The following is a 15,881-nucleotide window of genomic DNA, read 5'->3' on the forward strand; positions in this document are numbered from 1 at the left end:
GCTCCCGGGCGGTCGACGGTGACGTAGGTCCAATGTAGGCCCGGGCCCGGGGGGATGCTCGGTGTCACATCCTCGCGGTTACGCCCGTCAGCGCAGTCACCACAGGATCCAGCGCCTCATGTATCTCGTCCCCGATCGACCGGAAGAACGGCAGCGGCGCCCCGTACGGGTCGTACACCTCGTCCGCCTCGGCGGTGGGGGCCAGCAGCCACCCGCGTAGAGCCGCGGCCGCACGGACCAGCGCCCGCGCCCGCGCGACCACGCCGTCCTCCAGCGGCGGCAGCGTGGCCGGATCTATCGCCCGGACCAGACGCGTGAACTCCTTCAGCGTGAAGGTCCGCAGCCCCGCCGAGTGCCCCATCGAGATCACCTGTGCCCGGTGGTCCCGCGTGGCCGTGAGCACCAGGTCGGACATGATCACGTGCTCGTCGAGCAGCTCCCTGCCGACGAAACCGGAGGCGTCCGCGCCGAACTCGGCCAGCACGGTCTCCGCGTTGGCCTCCATGGGCGCGCCCTCATGGCCCCAGGTGCCCGCGCTCTCCACGATCAGCCCGCCGCCGAGTACGCCGAGCCGCTCCGCCACGAAATGGCGGGTCAGCCGCTCGGTGATCGGCGAGCGGCATACGTTGCCTGTGCTGACGTGGAGGATGCGGAAGGTGTCCCGCGGAAACCCGAACGTCGTCGTGTGTTCCGCCTCACGTTCCCCGTTGCCTATGCCACGCCCCGCCTCAGGGGCCGTCAATTCGCCACCTCGAGGTCGGGTACGACCTTCCGCAGCTCGTCCGGGGAGATCGCGCCCTCGCGCAGCAGCACCGGCACCGGGCCGGTGACGTCCACGATGGACGAGGGCACGTTGCCCGGGGTGGGGCCGCCGTCGAGGTAGACGGAGACGGAGTCGCCGAGCATGTTCTGGGCGGCGTCGCAGTCCTCCGGCGCCGGGTGGCCGGTGAGGTTCGCGGAGGACACGGCCATGGGGCCGACCTCGGTGAGCAGCTCGATGGCGACCGGGTGCAGCGGCATGCGGACGGCGACCGTGCCACGGGTGTCACCGAGGTCCCACTGCAGGGACGGCTGGTGCCGCGCGACGAGCGTGAGGGCGCCCGGCCAGAACGCGTCGACCAGTTCCCAGGCCAGCTCGGAGAAGTCCGTGACCAGGCCGTGCAGGGTGTTCGGGGAGCCGATGAGGACAGGGGTGGGCATGTTGCGGCCCCGGCCCTTGGCGGCGAGCAGGTCGGCGACGGCCTCGGAGGAGAACGCGTCGGCGCCGATGCCGTACACCGTGTCGGTCGGGAGCACCACCAGCTCGCCCCGGCGGACCGCGGACGCGGCTTCACGCAGACCCGTCACGCGGTCGGTCGCGTCGTTGGTGTCGTATCGCCGTGCCATGTCTAGCGGGCCTCCTCGTACACGTAATGCGGGACTTCGGAAATCACTGCCGTCGGGGTGGTCACGGCAGCGCCCTGCGGGCGGTCGCGAACCGGGGGCGGTTGTTGAGGTCGGGGTGGTCGGCCGCGTCGGCCCAGCCCCGCTCCTCGGTGAAGATCCACGGCACCTGGCCGCCCTGGGTGTCGGCGTGCTCGATCACGACGACACCACCGGGGCGCAGCAGCCGGTGCGCGGTGCGTTCGAGGCCCCGGATGAGGTCCAGGCCGTCCTCGCCGGAGAACAACGCCAGATCCGGGTCGTAGTCACGGGCCTCCGGGGCGACGTACTCCCACTCGGTGAGCGGGATGTACGGCGGGTTGGAGATGACCAGGTCGACCTGTCCGTCGAGGTCGCGGAAGGCGTCCAGGGCGTCGCCCTGGCGCAGGTCGACCCTGGACCCGGCCATGTTCTTGCGGGTCCACACCAGGGCGTCGTCGGACAGCTCCACGGCGTGCACGCGCGAGCGCGGGACCTCCTGGGCGAGGGCGAGCGCGATGGCGCCCGAGCCGGTGCACAGGTCGACGATGCAGGGCTCGACGACGTCCATGGCGCGCACGGCGTCTATGGCCCAGCCCACCACGGACTCGGTCTCCGGCCGGGGCACGAAGACACCCGGGCCGACCTGGAGCTCCAGGTACCGGAAGTAGGCCCGCCCGGTGATGTGCTGCAGCGGCTCGCGCTGCTCACGCCGGGCGATGACCTCCCAGTAGCGGGCGTCGAAGTCGGAGTCCTTCACGGAGTGCAGCGCTCCCCGCTTCACGCCGTGCACGAACGCGGCGAGCTCCTCCGCGTCGTTGCGCGGCGAGGGCACGCCGGCGTCGGCCAGCCGCTGGGCGGCCTGGGCCACCTCCGCGAGCAGCAGGTTCACGCAAGTCCTCCGGGTAACTCGTACGTGCCTTATGCAGCTGCCAGCTTCGCCGCCGAGTCGGCGTCGACGCAGGCCTGGATCACCGCGTCGAGGTCGCCGTCCAGGACCTGGTCCAGGTTGTACGCCTTGAAGCCGACACGGTGGTCGGAGATGCGGTTCTCCGGGAAGTTGTAGGTGCGGATCTTCTCGGAGCGGTCGACGGTGCGGACCTGGCTGCGACGGGCGTCGGCGGCCTCCCGCTCGGCCTCCTCCTGCGCCGCGGCGAGCAGCCTGGAGCGCAGGATCCGCAGCGCCTGCTCCTTGTTCTGGAGCTGGCTCTTCTCGTTCTGGCAGGAGGCGACGACTCCGGTCGGGATGTGCGTGATGCGCACCGCGGAGTCGGTCGTGTTGACGGACTGGCCGCCGGGGCCGGAGGACCGGTAGACGTCGATCCGAAGGTCGTTCGGGTTGATCTCGACGTCGACCTCCTCGGCCTCGGGGGTGACGAGCACACCGGCGGCGGAGGTGTGGATACGGCCCTGGGACTCGGTGGCCGGCACGCGCTGCACGCGGTGCACACCGCCCTCGTACTTCAGCCGGGCCCACACGCCCTGGCCGGGCTCGAGCTGCCCACGGGCCTTCACGGCGACCTGGACGTCCTTGTAGCCGCCCAGCTCGGACTCGGTGGCGTCGATGACCTCGGTCTTCCAGCCGACGCGCTCGGCGTAGCGCAGGTACATGCGCAGCAGATCACCGGCGAACAGCGCGGACTCGTCGCCGCCGGCGCCGGCCTTGATCTCCAGAATGACGTCCTTGTCGTCACTCGGGTCGCGCGGGATGAGCAGGAAGCGCAGCTTCTCGGTCAGCTCCTCGCGCTGCTTGTCCAGCTCCTTGACCTCTGCGGCGAAGTCAGGATCGTCGGCGGCGAGCTCGCGCGCGGTCTCCATGTCGTCGCCGGTCTGCTTCCAGGAGCGGTACGTGGCGACGATCGGGGTCAGCTCGGCGTAGCGCTTGTTCAGCTTGCGCGCGTTCGCCTGGTCGGAGTGGACCGACGGATCGGCGAGCTTCTTCTCCAGATCGGCGTGCTCGGCGACGAGTTCCTCGACGGCCTCGAACATCTTTCGGCTCCTGTACTGCGGGGGGAGGGGTGGCGGGCGACCAAAAACGCCGGTCCCGGGCACACCCCGGTGGGGGCGCGACCGTGGACCGGCGCATTGGGGCTCGCTACTTCTTGGAGCCGGCGGCCTTGCCGAAGCGGGCCTCGAAGCGGGCCACACGGCCACCGGTGTCGAGGATCTTCTGCTTGCCCGTGTAGAACGGGTGGCACTCGGAGCAGACCTCGGCCCGGACGGTACCGGACTCGATGGTGCTACGGGTGGTGAACGACGCGCCGCAGGTGCAGCTGACCTGCGTCTCGACGTACGCGGGGTGGATGTCGCGCTTCAAGGTGTCTCCTAGATTCCGGGAGGGCGCCGGGTCGCTGTCGCGGGCTGCGAAAGCGTGAACCGGAGCCGACGTACCAGTCTGCCAGGACTGGCGCCATCCCCCAAAACCGGGGGGCGTCGTTGTCTATTCCCCGCGGGTGGGCGGGCTCAGGGAGTCACCACGCCCTTGGCCTCACCCGTGGCCGTGCCCTTGGTCGCCGACGCCGGGATCGGTCGGTCGTTCTTCAGGGCGTCCCAGACCAGCTGGGCCTTCGCCTTGTCCTCCACGACCCGGTTGAGGTCGGCCGGGTCGTACTGCACGGGCATCGTGACCATCTTCGTGTGGGACGAGCTGATGCCCCCCAGGCCGTTCGCGAAGTCCGCGAGGGCGTTGACCGAGCCGAGGTCGGAGTCGGTGGTGACGGCCTTGGTGGCGGTGTCGGCGAGGTCGTACAGCTTCTTGGGGTTGCTGAACACGCCGACGTGCTTGACCTGGTCCATCAGCGCCTTGACGAACGCCTGCTGGAGCTGGATGCGGCCCAGGTCGGAGCCGTCGCCGACGCCGTGCCGGGTGCGGACCAGGCCGAGGGCCTGCTCCCCGTCGAGGGTGTGGGTGCCGGCCTTGAGCTTCAGGTGGCTCTGCGGGTCGTCGATCCGCTTGGTCGTGGTGACCGGGACCCCGCCGAGGTCGTCGATGAGCTTCTGGAAGCCGACGAAGTCGACCTCCAGGTAGTGGTCCATGCGGATGCCCGTGAGCGACTCGACGGTCTTGACGGTGCAGGCCGCGCCGCCGGTGGAGTACGCCTCGTTGAACATCACGCCGGACGCGGCCGGATGCCTGGTGCCGTCGGTGTCGGTGCACGCGGGGCGGTCGATGAGGGTGTCGCGCGGGATGGAGACCACGCTGGCCTTCTCGTGGCCCTTGTAGACGTGGACGATCATCGCCGTGTCGGAGCGGGCGCTGCCGTCGTCGGTGCCGCCGCCCAGCTTCTTGTTGGTGCCGGAGCGGGAGTCCGAGCCGAGGACCAGGATGTTCTCGGAGCCGTTGTCGATCTTCATGGGCCGGTCGGCGCCGAGGGCCTGGTCGATGTCGACGCTCTTGAGGTTGCCGTTGAGCTTGAAGTAGACGTACCCGGCGCCGGTGCCGCCCAGCACGACCACGCCCGCGGCCGTCCAGGCCGTGACGAGCAGGGCCTTGTGGCGGGCGCTGCGGGTCTTGCGGCGGCTGCCCTTGCCACGGCGGGATCCGGTCTCACCCAGCCCCGGTATGCCGGGTTCCGGCGTGCTCTCGGCGGACACGTCACTCCTAGGTCTCGTCCGGTCGGTTACCCCCTGCTTTCAGGGTCGAGTGCGGTCGTCACCGCACCATCGTCACCCCGTCGGGTCAGACGGAGAAACTCGGGAAAGGGTTGCACGACGCAAAGTGCCCACCGCGTACGGCGATGGGCACTCTGTGTAGCCGCCTGAACGGGGATGAACCCCGCTCACCTGCGTTTTCAGCCGAACAGGTCGTACGCCTGGAAACCGGTGCCGACCGAGATCCTTGTGGCAAAGATCTCGCTGGTCGCCTTGCCGGTGCCCTTGTACAGGTAGAGCGTGCCGCCGGAGGTGCGGGCCAGGAAGTCGGCCTTGCCGTCCCCGCTCACGTCGCCCACCGCGTCGAAGGCGTTGTAGCCGGTCCAGGCGCTGCGCACCTTGATCCGGGCGGAGAAGGCGCCGGAGCCGGACTTGCCGGTGCCCTTGTACAGGTACAGGTCGCCGGTGCTGGACTGCCGGGCGAGCAGGTCGGCCTTGCCGTCCCCGGTGAAGTCGCCGTGGCCGCGCACCATGTTGTACTGGTTCCAGCCCGTGCCCACGGTCACCCGCGAGCCGAAGGTGCCGTTGCCCTTGCCCGGGTAGAGCCAGAGCGTGCCGCCGGAGTCGACGGACAGCACGTCGGGCAGGTAGTCGCCGGTGAGGTCGCCGGGCGCGATGATCCGGGTGCGGGTCGTCCAGCCGCTGAAGATCTTCGTCGTGGTCCAGGTGCCCTGGGAGCGGTCGCTGCTGAGCACGATGTGGTCCCAGTACACGTCACCGGTGGAGCTGACCCGGTAGACGAAGTCCTGGTATCCGTCCCGGTCGAGGTCGGCCTGGAGGACCAGGTTCACCCCGCTCCAGTCGCCCAGGGAGATCCGGGAGCCGAACGAGCTTCCCGTGGAGTCCTTCTCGTAGCCGGTCTTCGTGGAGGAGCTGCGCACGAAGAGGTCGGCCTTGCTGTCGTAGTAGCTCATGTTGCTGTCGTCGATGTGCGGGTAGACCGCGCCGACGTACGTGGAGACCTTGCTGAAGACGCTGTAGTAGCCGTTCTCGACGCAGTCCTTCACGCCCCAGGAGACGACGCCGACGATCCGGGGGTGGCCGGCCGAATCCTTCACGGTCAGCGGGCCGCCGGAGTCGCCGTTGCAGGTGGCCTTGGTACCGGTGTCGCTGCCGGACTGCGTGCCCGCGCAGACCATGTGACCCGCGACGAAGAAGCTGCCGTAGACGCCGGTGCAGGTGCTGTCGGAGTGGATGGTCAGCATGGTCGTCTTCAGCGTCTGGGAGATGTCGCCGCTGGTGGAGCTGGTGCGGCCCCAGCCGTAGACCTGGGCGCTGGTACCGCCGGTGTAGGAGGCGGTGTCCCCGGACGTGGTCATGCGGATCGGCGTCGCGCTGACCGGGACGGCCAGGGTGAGCACAGCGATGTCGTTGTCGAACGTCGCCGGGTTGTACGACGCGTTCCACTGGCGCAGCACACCGGTGGCCTGGCCGCCGTGCAGGTCGGTACCGGAGGCCAGCTGGTCGGTGCCGGTGACGACGGCACCGTACGCCTTCCAGTCGTAGGCCTTGTTGTTCTCGTCCCGGACGCAGTGCGCGGCGGTGAGGATCTTCGTCGGCGAGACGACCGAGCCCCCGCAGAAGAAGCCGATGTCGTCGCTGGTGTCGCTGGTGCCCTTGTCGTCGTAGTACCAGAGCTGGGCCATCCAGGGCGCCGAGGAGATGGTGGTGTCGGTGCCACCGATGATCTTCGGCGAAACAGCGGAAGGACTGCTGGTCGTGGTCGACGCGTCGGTACCGGAGGCGCCCGCGATGCGCTTCTCCAGGGTGGCCTGGGAGGGCTGGCTGACGACGGGCTGGGCAGTCGGCTGGGGCAGCGAGGTCGCCGCACCGGCGGACCCCGTCATCAGCGCGGCGGTCACGGCACCGGCGACACCGACGGCGGCAAGGGGCAGGGCCAGGCGTGTACGACGTCTGTGCCGCCCGGACAGGGGCGTGGGCAAGGAAGTCCCCCAGGGAGAGGTGAGCAGGGAGGGGCGCGTGGTGCACTCCATACCTCTCAGCGCCAAAAGGCCGCCCCCCGTCACTTCTGGACGGGGGGCGGCCTCAAACCAACGACAGTCGGCTCAACGGCGCTCAGTCACCGTTGCCCGGCGTCGGCGTCGTCTTCTGAATCTGCATCAGGAACTCGACGTTCGACTTGGTCTGCTTCATCTTGTCGAGCAGCAGCTCGATCGCCTGCTGCTGGTCGAGCGCGTGCAGCACCCGGCGCAGCTTCCAGACGACGGCGAGCTCCTCGTTGCCGAGCAGGATCTCTTCCTTACGGGTACCGGACGCGTCGACGTCCACCGCCGGGAAGATGCGCTTGTCGGCGAGCTTCCGGTCGAGCTTGAGCTCCATGTTGCCGGTGCCCTTGAACTCCTCGAAGATCACCTCGTCCATGCGGGACCCGGTGTCCACCAGGGCGGTGGCGAGGATGGTCAGCGAGCCGCCGTCCTCGATGTTCCGCGCCGCACCGAAGAAGCGCTTCGGCGGGTACAGGGCCGTCGAGTCGACACCACCGGACAGGATGCGGCCGGAGGCGGGCGCGGCCAGGTTGTACGCACGGCCCAGACGCGTGATCGAGTCGAGCAGCACGACGACGTCGTGACCCAGCTCCACCAGACGCTTGGCGCGCTCGATCGCCAGCTCGGCGACCGTGGTGTGGTCCTCGGCCGGGCGGTCGAAGGTCGAGGAGATGACCTCGCCCTTGACCGACCGCTGCATGTCGGTGACCTCTTCCGGACGCTCGTCGACGAGGACGACCATCAGGTGGCACTCGGGGTTGTTGTGCGTGATCGCGTTGGCGACCGCCTGCATGATCATGGTCTTGCCGGTCTTCGGCGGGGCCACGATCAGACCGCGCTGACCCTTACCGATCGGCGACACCAGGTCGATGATGCGGGTAGTCAGCACGCCCGGGTCGGTCTCCAGGCGGAGCCGGTCCTGCGGGTACAGCGGGGTCAGCTTGTTGAACTCCGGGCGGCCACGGCCGTGTTCGGGCGCCATGCCGTTGACGGAGTCGAGGCGGACCAGCGCGTTGAACTTCTCGCGGCGCTCGCCCTCCTTGGGCTGACGGACCGCACCGGTGACGTGGTCACCCTTGCGCAGGCCGTTCTTGCGGACCTGGGCGAGGGAGACGTACACGTCGTTCGGACCCGGCAGGTAGCCCGACGTACGGATGAAGGCGTAGTTGTCGAGGATGTCCAGGATGCCCGCGACGGGGATCAGGACGTCGTCCTCGGCGAGCTGCGGCTCGTTCGCGAACTCGTCGCGGCCGCGGCGGCCACGGCGGTCGCGGTAGCGGCCGCGACGTCCCCGGCGGCCACCCTCGAAGTCGTCCCCGTCCTCGTCGGCCCGCTGCTGGCCGCGCTCCGGGCGACCGCCGCCGCCCTGCTGCTGGCCCTGCTGCTGGCGCTGGCCGCCCTGGCCCTGGCCCTGCTGGTCGTCGCCCTTGCCCCGACGGTCCCGGTCCCGGTCCCGGCCACGCTCACGGCGGTCGCGACGGCCACGGCCCTCGCCCTCACCGGCGTCACCCTTGGCCTCGCCCTGCTGCGACTGCTGCGCGGGCGTCTCGGCCTTGGGCTCGGCCTTCGCCTCGGCGACGACCGTCTCGGCGCTGCTCGCGGCCGGGGCACCCGCCTCGGCGGTGGCGCGACGGCGACGGCGCTCGGTCGGGGCGTCGTCGCTGGCCGGCTGGCCGGGGATCTCGATCTGCTGCTGGGCCACGGCCTTCTCGGCGGGGGCCTCCGTGGGGGACTTGTCCGCCTTCTTCTCGGCGGCGTCCTCGCCCGTACGGGCCTTCGAGGTGGCCCGGCGCTTCGGCTTGGTCTCGGTGGCGTCCCCGGCGGGGGAGGCCGCAGCCTTGGGAGCGGCGCCCCCACCGGCCTGGGCCTCCTTGATGACCTCGATCAGCTGGCTCTTGCGCATACGCGCGGTGCCCCTGATACCGAGGCCCGAGGCGACCTGCTGCAGCTCGGCCAGCACCATGCCCTCGAGGCCGGTACCACGGCGCCGCCGGGAGCCGGCACCGGTGGAAGGCGCGGAGGCGTCCGTGGCGGGCGCGGCAGCGGTCTCCTCGACACGTGCGCCCATCAGATCGGTGGTGTCGCTCACGAAGGGTCCTTCCCTGGAGCGGACGTCGGCCTGTCTGGCTCGGCGACCGGTTGTGCTGTCCGGCTACGGTCCTGTCTCTGCGAACCGTGCCGGGGCGGTGGTCCGCCATCGCGGCGGAAAGAGATTTGCAGGTGATGGCGCTTCCGCGAACCGTGGCACCCAGTGTCACGTGGCGTGGTAGCACCGATTCCGGAGCGTGCCCTGCGGCCTGCTCAGTGCCCGCACACGACGTACTGCCCAGGTACGACGCATGGAACACGGAGTGGCTTGGGAGGCTCCCGGAAGAAGGTCTGTCCCGGACGGGGACACGAAGCACCTCGCCATGGTGGGGTCGGGTGCAGACTTGAGGTTAACACTACCGGATCCAACAAACATTCCCCCTCTCCAAATCCGGCAACCGTGTGTCAGGTCGCAAGCGGCAGCACGCTCGCTCCCTGGAGGTCCAGGCTCAGCCGGTTGGCGGCCCAGTCGGCGCCGGCCAGGGCCTCCACCTTGTCGGCGGTGCCGGCGTCGGCCAGGGCCATGACGGTGGGCCCGGCGCCCGAGATGACGGCCGGGATCCCGTCGGCCCGCAGCCGCTCCACCAGCGCGGCGCTCTCCGGCATGGCCGGGGCGCGGTACTCCTGGTGGAGGCGGTCCTCGGTGGCGGGCAGCAGCAGCTCGGGGCGCCGGGTGAGGGCCTCGACGAGCAGGGCGGCACGGCCCGCGTTGGTGGCGGCGTCGACATGCGGCACGGTGCGCGGGAGCAGGCCGCGCGCGGTCTCGGTCAGAACCGGCTTCCCGGGCACGAAAACCACCGGAACGATGGAATCGTTCGGCTCCATCCTGATCGCCCGCGCGGCGCCGGCCTCCATCCAGGACAGGGTGAAGCCGCCGAGCAGGCAGGCCGCGACGTTGTCCGGGTGGCCCTCGATCTCGGTGGCCAGCTCCAGCAGCGCGGCGTCGTCGAGCCGGGCCTCGCCGCCTATGGTCACCGCGCGGGCGGCGACGATGCCGGCGCAGATGGCGGCGGAGGAGGAGCCCAGGCCACGGCCGTGCGGAATGCGGTTGGCGCACACGATTTCCAGGCCGCGCGGCTGTCCGCCCAGCAGATCGAAGGCGGTGCGCAGGGAACGGACGAGCAGGTGACTCTCGTCCCGGGGCAGGGTCTCGCTGCCCTCACCCGCGATGTCGATGTGCAGCCCGGAGTCGGCCACCCGGACGACGACGTCGTCGTACAGCCCCAGCGCGAGACCCAGGGCGTCGAAGCCTGGACCGAGGTTGGCGCTGGTGGCGGGAACGCGCACCCGGACGGCGGCGGCGCGGAACGCTGGACCGGCCATCGCTCGAAGACTCTCCTTGAGCTGCGTGACTGTCGAATGACATCCGATGGAGTCGAATGTCACCCGATGGATTCGATGGACATTCGATGACGTACGAAGACCCGTCGGGACGCGGTGTCGGCGCGACCCCGTGCCCACACGCAGGGGCATATGCGGTAGGCGGGTTCAGTACAGCCTATCGAAGGAAGGTTCTGCCGCGACATAGGGCGCACAGGAGGCGCACGATGCGTGTCGTAAGCCCCCTGTGCACCCTGACGCGGGTTACCCCCGCTCAGGCCGGTTTCAGGCCAGGCCGAGGCGCTCGGCCGCGGTGGCCGCGTCGACCGGGACGGTGACCGGCTGCGGGGCGCCGGCGACGGCCCAGTCGGGGTCCTTCAGACCGTTGCCGGTGACGGTGCATACGATGCGCTGCCCCGGGTCGACCTTGCCCTGCTCGGCGGCCTTGAGCAGACCGGCCACGGAGGCGGCGGAGGCGGGCTCCACGAAGACGCCCTCCTGCGCGGCCAACAGCCGGTAGGCGCGCAGGATTTCACGGTCCGTCACCTCGTCGATGGCGCCGCCCGACTCGTCCCGGGCGGCGAGGGCGTACTGCCACGATGCGGGGTTGCCGATGCGGATCGCGGTGGCGATGGTCGAGGGGTCCTTGACGACCTCGCCGCGCACGATCGGGGCACTGCCGGAGGCCTGGAAGCCCCACATGCGCGGGGTCTTGGCGGCGATGCCGTCGGCGGCGTACTCCTTGTAGCCCTTCCAGTAGGCGGTGATGTTGCCCGCGTTGCCGACCGGGAGGACGTGGATGTCGGGGGCGTCGCCCAGCATGTCCACGATCTCGAAGGCGGCCGTCTTCTGGCCCTCGATGCGCACCGGGTTGACCGAATTGACCAGCGCCACAGGGTAGTTGTCGCTCAGCTCGCGGGCGAGCGTGAGGCAGTCGTCGAAGTTGCCGTCGACCTGGAGGATCTTCGCGCCGTGCACCAGGGCCTGGCCCATCTTGCCGAGCGCGATCTTGCCCTGCGGCACGAGCACGGCGCACACCATGCCCGCGCGGACGGCGTAGGCGGCCGCGGAGGCGGAGGTGTTGCCGGTGGAGGCGCAGATGACCGCCTTCGCCCCCTCCTCCTTGGCCTTGGAGATGGCCATGGTCATGCCACGGTCCTTGAAGGACCCGGTGGGGTTGACCCCCTCCACCTTGAGGTGGACCTCACAGCCCGTGCGCTCGGAGAGCACCTGAGCGGGCACGAGTGGCGTGCCGCCCTCGCGGAGCGTCACGACCGGCGTGGTGTCGGAGACCGGCAGCCTGTCCCGGTACTCCTCGATGATGCCGCGCCACTGGTGAGTCATTGCTGGTTACTCTCCTTCAACCCGCATGATGCTGGCGACACCCCGCACGGTGTCGAGCTTGCGCAGCGCCTCGACGGTCCCGGTGAGGGAGGCGTCGGACGCGCGGTGGGTGACGACGACGAGGGAGGCCTCGCCGTCCTTGCCCTGCTGCCGAACCGTATCGATCGACACCCCGTGCTCGGCGAAGACGGTCGCGACCTGGGCGAGAACACCCGGTTTGTCCGCGACGTCGAGGCTGATGTGGTACCGGGTGACGACCTCGCCCATGGGCGAGACGGGCAGGGCCGCGTACGCCGACTCACCAGGCCCCGTTGCGCCGTTGAGCCGGTTACGGCAGACGGCGACGAGGTCGCCGAGCACGGCGGAGGCGGTCGGGGAACCGCCGGCGCCGGGGCCGTAGAACATGAGCTGGCCGGCCGCGTCGGACTCCACGAAGACGGCGTTGTACGCGCCGCGCACGGAGGCGAGCGGGTGGCTCAGCGGAATCATGGCGGGGTGCACACGCGCGGTGACGGACGCCCCGTCCTTGGACCGCTCACAGATGGCGAGCAGCTTGATGGTGCAGCCCATCTCCTTGGCGGAGCGGAAGTCGGCCGCGGTGACCTCGGTCATGCCCTCACGGTAGACGTCGTCCAGGCGCACCCGGGTGTGGAAGGCGATGCCGGCGAGGATGGCGGCCTTGGCGGCGGCGTCGAACCCCTCGACGTCGGCGGTGGGGTCGGCCTCCGCGTAACCCAGGGCGGTGGCCTCGTCGAGGGCCTCCTGGTAGCCCGCCCCCGTGGTGTCCATCTTGTCGAGGATGAAGTTGGTCGTGCCGTTGACGATGCCCATCACCCGGTTGATCTTGTCGCCGGCGAGGGACTCGCGCACCGGCCGGATCAGCGGGATGGCACCGGCGACGGCGGCCTCGTAGTAGAGGTCCTTGCCGTGCTCCTCGGCGGCTGCGTGCAGCGCGGCGCCGTCCTGGGCGAGCAGGGCCTTGTTGGCGGAGACGACGGACGCCCCGTGCTCGAAGGCGGTGATGATGAGGCTCCGGGCGGGCTCGATCCCGCCGATGACCTCCACCACGACATCAATGTCACCGCGTTTGACGAGGGCGGTGGCGTCGGTGGTGACGAGTTCCTGCGCAATGCCCTCACGGACCTTGGAGGGCCGCCGTACCGCGACTCCCGCCAGCTCCACGGGGGCCCCGATACGGGCGGCGAGGTCGTCGGCGTGCGTCGTCATGATGCGCGCCACCTCTGAGCCGACCACTCCACAGCCCAGCAGCGCCACCTTCAGCGGACGCGTACGCATCATCCGACCTCGTTTCCTCATACCGTCTACGGTTGGACCAGTCTCACTCACCGGACGGCAGTTTCTACCCTTCGTCCGGATCGTGAGACATCTATTTCATGTTGCCGGGACGCCAGGACCGAAGAATCTCCGGCCCGTCATCCCCTGTCTCTGTTTCTTTCTCACCCGACGTCGAGACGCAGGAGGTCGTCCTCCGTCTCGCGCCGGACGATGACCCGGGCCTTCCCGTCCTTCACGGCGATGACGGGCGGCCGGAGCACGTGGTTGTAGTTGCTGGCCATGGACCGGCAGTAGGCACCGGTGGCGGGTACGGCGATCAGGTCGCCCGGCGCCAGGTCGGCGGGCAGGAACGCGTCCTTGACCACGATGTCCCCGCTCTCGCAGTGCTTGCCGACGACGCGGGCGAGCATGGGCTCGGCGTCACTGGTGCGCGAGACGAGGGCGACGCTGTACTCGGCGTCGTACAGCGCGGTGCGGATGTTGTCGGACATGCCGCCGTCCACGGAGACGTACGTCCGCAGCCCGTCGAGCGGCTTGACGGTGCCGACCTCGTACAGCGTGAACGCGGTCGGGCCCACGATGGCACGCCCCGGCTCGACGGAGATCCGCGGAGTCCGCAGCCTGGCCGCCTCGCACTCCCGCGTGACGATCTCGGTGAGCGCCTTGGCGATCTCATGCGGCTCACGCGGATCGTCGTCACTCGTGTAGGCGATTCCGAGCCCGCCACCGAGGTCGATCTCGGGCAGCTCGACCCCGTGCTCGTCCCGGATGTCCTTCAGCAGCCCGACCACCCGGTGGGCGGCCACCTCGAACCCGGACATGTCGAAGATCTGCGAGCCGATGTGGCTGTGAATGCCGATCAGCTCGAGCCCGTCCAGCTGCAGGGCCCGCCGCACGGCCTCGGCGGCCTGCCCGCCCGCGAGCGGAATGCCGAACTTCTGGTCCTCGTGAGCGGTGGCGATGAACTCGTGGGTGTGCGCCTCCACACCCACGGTGATCCGGATCTGCACCTTCTGCCGCTTGCCGAGCGCCTGGGCGATGTGGGCGACGCGCACGATCTCCTGGAAGGAGTCGAGCACGATCCGCCCGACGCCGGCCTCTACGGCCCGCTCGATCTCCCGGACGGACTTGTTGTTGCCGTGGAAGGCGATGCGCTCGGCGGGCATGCCGCCGGAGAGGGCGGTGGCCAGCTCCCCGCCCGAGCACACGTCCAGGTTGAGCCCCTCCTCGTGCAGCCACCGCACGACGGTACGCGAGAGGAACGCCTTCCCCGCGTAGAACACGTCGGCGTCCGAACCGAAGGCGGTGCGCCAGGCCCGCACCCGGGCGCGGAAGTCGGCCTCGTCGAGGATGTAGGCGGGGGTGCCGAACTCCTCGGCGAGCCGGGTGGCGGGAATCCCGGCGACGGTGAGCACACCGTCCTCGTCCCGGCCGACCGTCTGGGCCCACACCTTGGGGTCGAGGGCGTTGAGGTCGGCCGGCGGGGCGGAGTAGTGCCCGTCAGGCAGGACGTCGGCGTGGCGGGGCCCGGCAGGGTGGGCGGAACGGCTCATGACGTTGGCTCTCAGACTCTCTGTCTCGCTCCGGGGCTCATGCGTGTCGCTCTGAGGCCCTCAGAGGTGTTCGGGTGCGTCGATGCCGAGCAGGGACAGGCCGCCGGCCAGCACCGTCCCGGCGGCTTCGGCGAGGGCGAGCCGGGCACGGTGGGCGGCCGAGGGTTTCTCCTCGCCGCGCGGAAGCACGGTGGGCAGAAAGGGCAGGACGGCATCAGCGACGGTGACGAGATGCCGGGCAAGCCGGTCCGGGCCGCGATGGGTGGCGGCCGCGGTGAGGATACGCGGGTAATCGGAGAGGGCGGTGAGAATCTCACGGGCGTCGACAGGACCGGGTTCGGCACCGAACCCGAGACGCCTGGCGTTACGGCTGACGGCCCGGACCCGGGCATGTGCGTACCGCACCCGGAACAGCGGATTGCTCTCCCGCTGCACGAGATGGTCGGCGGTGATCCGGGGCCGGTCGTGCGGCGCGGGATGGAGCAGGGCCCACTGCGCGGCGTCGGCCCCGAGCGGCGCGGGATCCTCCGGCGCCGGAACCGGCCGCAGATTCACGGGCTCCCCGTGCTCGACCTCACACCGCCCGCCCTGTGTCCCGACGATCCGCACGACCGCGTCCGCGACGACTTCGGCGCGCACGTCGTACGGCACCCGAAGGACGACGACCTGCCCCTTCAGGGCCTCACTGTGCCCGTACCCGCCCCCACACTCACGGATGTCCCGTACGACCCCCGCGGCGAGGTCGGCGCCCTCACCGAGGCTGATGTTGAGAAACCCGGGACCGGTGACGACGACGTCCCTGATCCCTTCCGCACCGACCAGATACGGCCGCAGAATCTCGGCGACCCGCAGCGGCGTCTCCTGGGCCGACCGAGCGAGCTGGAGCGCGACATTGGTGGCGTAGTCCCCACACCCCCCGGCCCCCGGCTCGGTCACCACGACCCGCTCAGGCACGGACACCCGCAGCTCCCCCTGCTCGACGGCACGACGCACTGCGTGCAGCACGGTGCGGGAGAGCTCGACGGGGGTCACGGGACAAGCGTAGGGGAGGTGGGGGGTGGGTATGCGAGCCGGTTTATGCCGAGTGGGGTGGGGGTGGGGAACGGGCGGGGTGGGGAACGGGCGGGGTGGGGAACGGGCGGGGTGGGGAACGGGCGGGGGGGCGCTTGCGCAGGGGCGGGAGGCGAGGCGAGCTACGGGGGGCGAGGCGAGCTACGGGGGA

General features: G+C 70.2%; 13 protein-coding genes. All 13 read right to left on the reverse strand.

All coding sequences use genetic code 11. The annotated features are described in order from the left end of the window. Positions 1-64: 64 nt before the first annotated feature. The 13 genes from ACWC5O_RS13435 to nrtL all read right to left on the reverse strand — a co-directional run bounded on the left by ACWC5O_RS13435 (position 65) and on the right by nrtL (position 15,691). Positions 65-742 carry an arsenate reductase/protein-tyrosine-phosphatase family protein gene (locus tag ACWC5O_RS13435; RefSeq protein ID WP_450580826.1) on the reverse strand — a complete coding sequence of 226 codons (678 nt, stop codon included), beginning with the start codon at positions 740-742 and terminating at the stop codon, positions 65-67. Next, on the reverse strand, positions 739-1,386 hold the full coding sequence (locus ACWC5O_RS13440) for an L-threonylcarbamoyladenylate synthase (protein ID WP_097252410.1): 648 nt from the start codon (positions 1,384-1,386) through the stop codon (positions 739-741). The genes ACWC5O_RS13435 and ACWC5O_RS13440 overlap by 4 nt, the downstream gene beginning before the upstream one ends. 61 nt (positions 1,387-1,447) lie before the next feature. Next, entirely contained in the window at positions 1,448-2,293 is an 846-nt protein-coding gene (prmC, locus tag ACWC5O_RS13445) for a peptide chain release factor N(5)-glutamine methyltransferase (RefSeq protein WP_450580827.1), read from the reverse strand. 29 nt (positions 2,294-2,322) lie between these two features. Then, on the reverse strand, positions 2,323-3,390 hold the full coding sequence (gene prfA, locus ACWC5O_RS13450) for a peptide chain release factor 1 (protein WP_450580828.1): 1,068 nt from the start codon (positions 3,388-3,390) through the stop codon (positions 2,323-2,325). A 106-nt stretch (positions 3,391-3,496) separates the two neighbouring features. Further along, positions 3,497-3,718, reverse strand: coding sequence for a 50S ribosomal protein L31 (rpmE, locus tag ACWC5O_RS13455; protein ID WP_007499053.1), 222 nt, complete (start codon positions 3,716-3,718; stop codon positions 3,497-3,499). Between the two features lie 146 nt (positions 3,719-3,864). Next, positions 3,865-4,995, reverse strand: coding sequence for an LCP family protein (locus ACWC5O_RS13460; RefSeq protein WP_450580829.1), 1,131 nt, complete (start codon positions 4,993-4,995; stop codon positions 3,865-3,867). Positions 4,996-5,192: 197 nt separating this feature from the next. Further along, positions 5,193-6,899: a trypsin-like serine protease gene (locus ACWC5O_RS13465; protein ID WP_450581094.1), complete on the reverse strand. Its 1,707-nt coding sequence runs from the start codon at positions 6,897-6,899 to the stop codon at positions 5,193-5,195. Positions 6,900-7,128: 229 nt separating this feature from the next. Beyond that, on the reverse strand, positions 7,129-9,147 hold the full coding sequence (gene rho / locus ACWC5O_RS13470) for a transcription termination factor Rho (RefSeq protein WP_450580830.1): 2,019 nt from the start codon (positions 9,145-9,147) through the stop codon (positions 7,129-7,131). Between the two features lie 404 nt (positions 9,148-9,551). Beyond that, positions 9,552-10,469 carry a homoserine kinase gene (thrB, locus tag ACWC5O_RS13475; RefSeq protein ID WP_450580831.1) on the reverse strand — a complete coding sequence of 306 codons (918 nt, stop codon included), beginning with the start codon at positions 10,467-10,469 and terminating at the stop codon, positions 9,552-9,554. A 282-nt stretch (positions 10,470-10,751) separates the two neighbouring features. Continuing rightward, complete coding sequence (thrC, locus tag ACWC5O_RS13480; RefSeq protein WP_450580832.1) at positions 10,752-11,810, reverse strand: threonine synthase; 1,059 nt, start codon at positions 11,808-11,810, stop codon at positions 10,752-10,754. A 6-nt stretch (positions 11,811-11,816) separates the two neighbouring features. Then, positions 11,817-13,109 (reverse strand): homoserine dehydrogenase, encoded by a 1,293-nt coding sequence (locus ACWC5O_RS13485; protein ID WP_450580833.1) that lies wholly within the window; start codon positions 13,107-13,109, stop codon positions 11,817-11,819. 158 nt (positions 13,110-13,267) lie between these two features. After that, on the reverse strand, positions 13,268-14,659 hold the full coding sequence (gene lysA / locus ACWC5O_RS13490) for a diaminopimelate decarboxylase (RefSeq protein ID WP_450580834.1): 1,392 nt from the start codon (positions 14,657-14,659) through the stop codon (positions 13,268-13,270). 60 nt (positions 14,660-14,719) lie between these two features. Beyond that, positions 14,720-15,691: an ArgS-related anticodon-binding protein NrtL gene (nrtL, locus tag ACWC5O_RS13495; RefSeq protein ID WP_450580835.1), complete on the reverse strand. Its 972-nt coding sequence runs from the start codon at positions 15,689-15,691 to the stop codon at positions 14,720-14,722. Between the last annotated feature and the right edge of the window lie 190 nt (positions 15,692-15,881).

It is taken from the genome of Streptomyces sp. NPDC001450 (genome assembly GCF_053597295.1).

Excerpts from the sequence above, each read along its gene's own strand:
- thrC (WP_450580832.1), bottom strand. The coding sequence starts at position 11,810 with ATGACTCACCAGTGGCGCGGCATCATCGAGGAGTACCGGGACAGGCTG.
- ACWC5O_RS13440 (WP_097252410.1), bottom strand. The coding sequence starts at position 1,386 with ATGGCACGGCGATACGACACCAACGACGCGACCGACCGCGTGACGGGT.
- prfA (WP_450580828.1), bottom strand. The coding sequence starts at position 3,390 with ATGTTCGAGGCCGTCGAGGAACTCGTCGCCGAGCACGCCGATCTGGAG.
- ACWC5O_RS13465 (WP_450581094.1), bottom strand. The coding sequence starts at position 6,899 with ATGACGGGGTCCGCCGGTGCGGCGACCTCGCTGCCCCAGCCGACTGCC.
- ACWC5O_RS13485 (WP_450580833.1), bottom strand. The coding sequence starts at position 13,109 with ATGATGCGTACGCGTCCGCTGAAGGTGGCGCTGCTGGGCTGTGGAGTG.
- lysA (WP_450580834.1), bottom strand. The coding sequence starts at position 14,659 with ATGAGCCGTTCCGCCCACCCTGCCGGGCCCCGCCACGCCGACGTCCTG.
- thrB (WP_450580831.1), bottom strand. The coding sequence starts at position 10,469 with ATGGCCGGTCCAGCGTTCCGCGCCGCCGCCGTCCGGGTGCGCGTTCCC.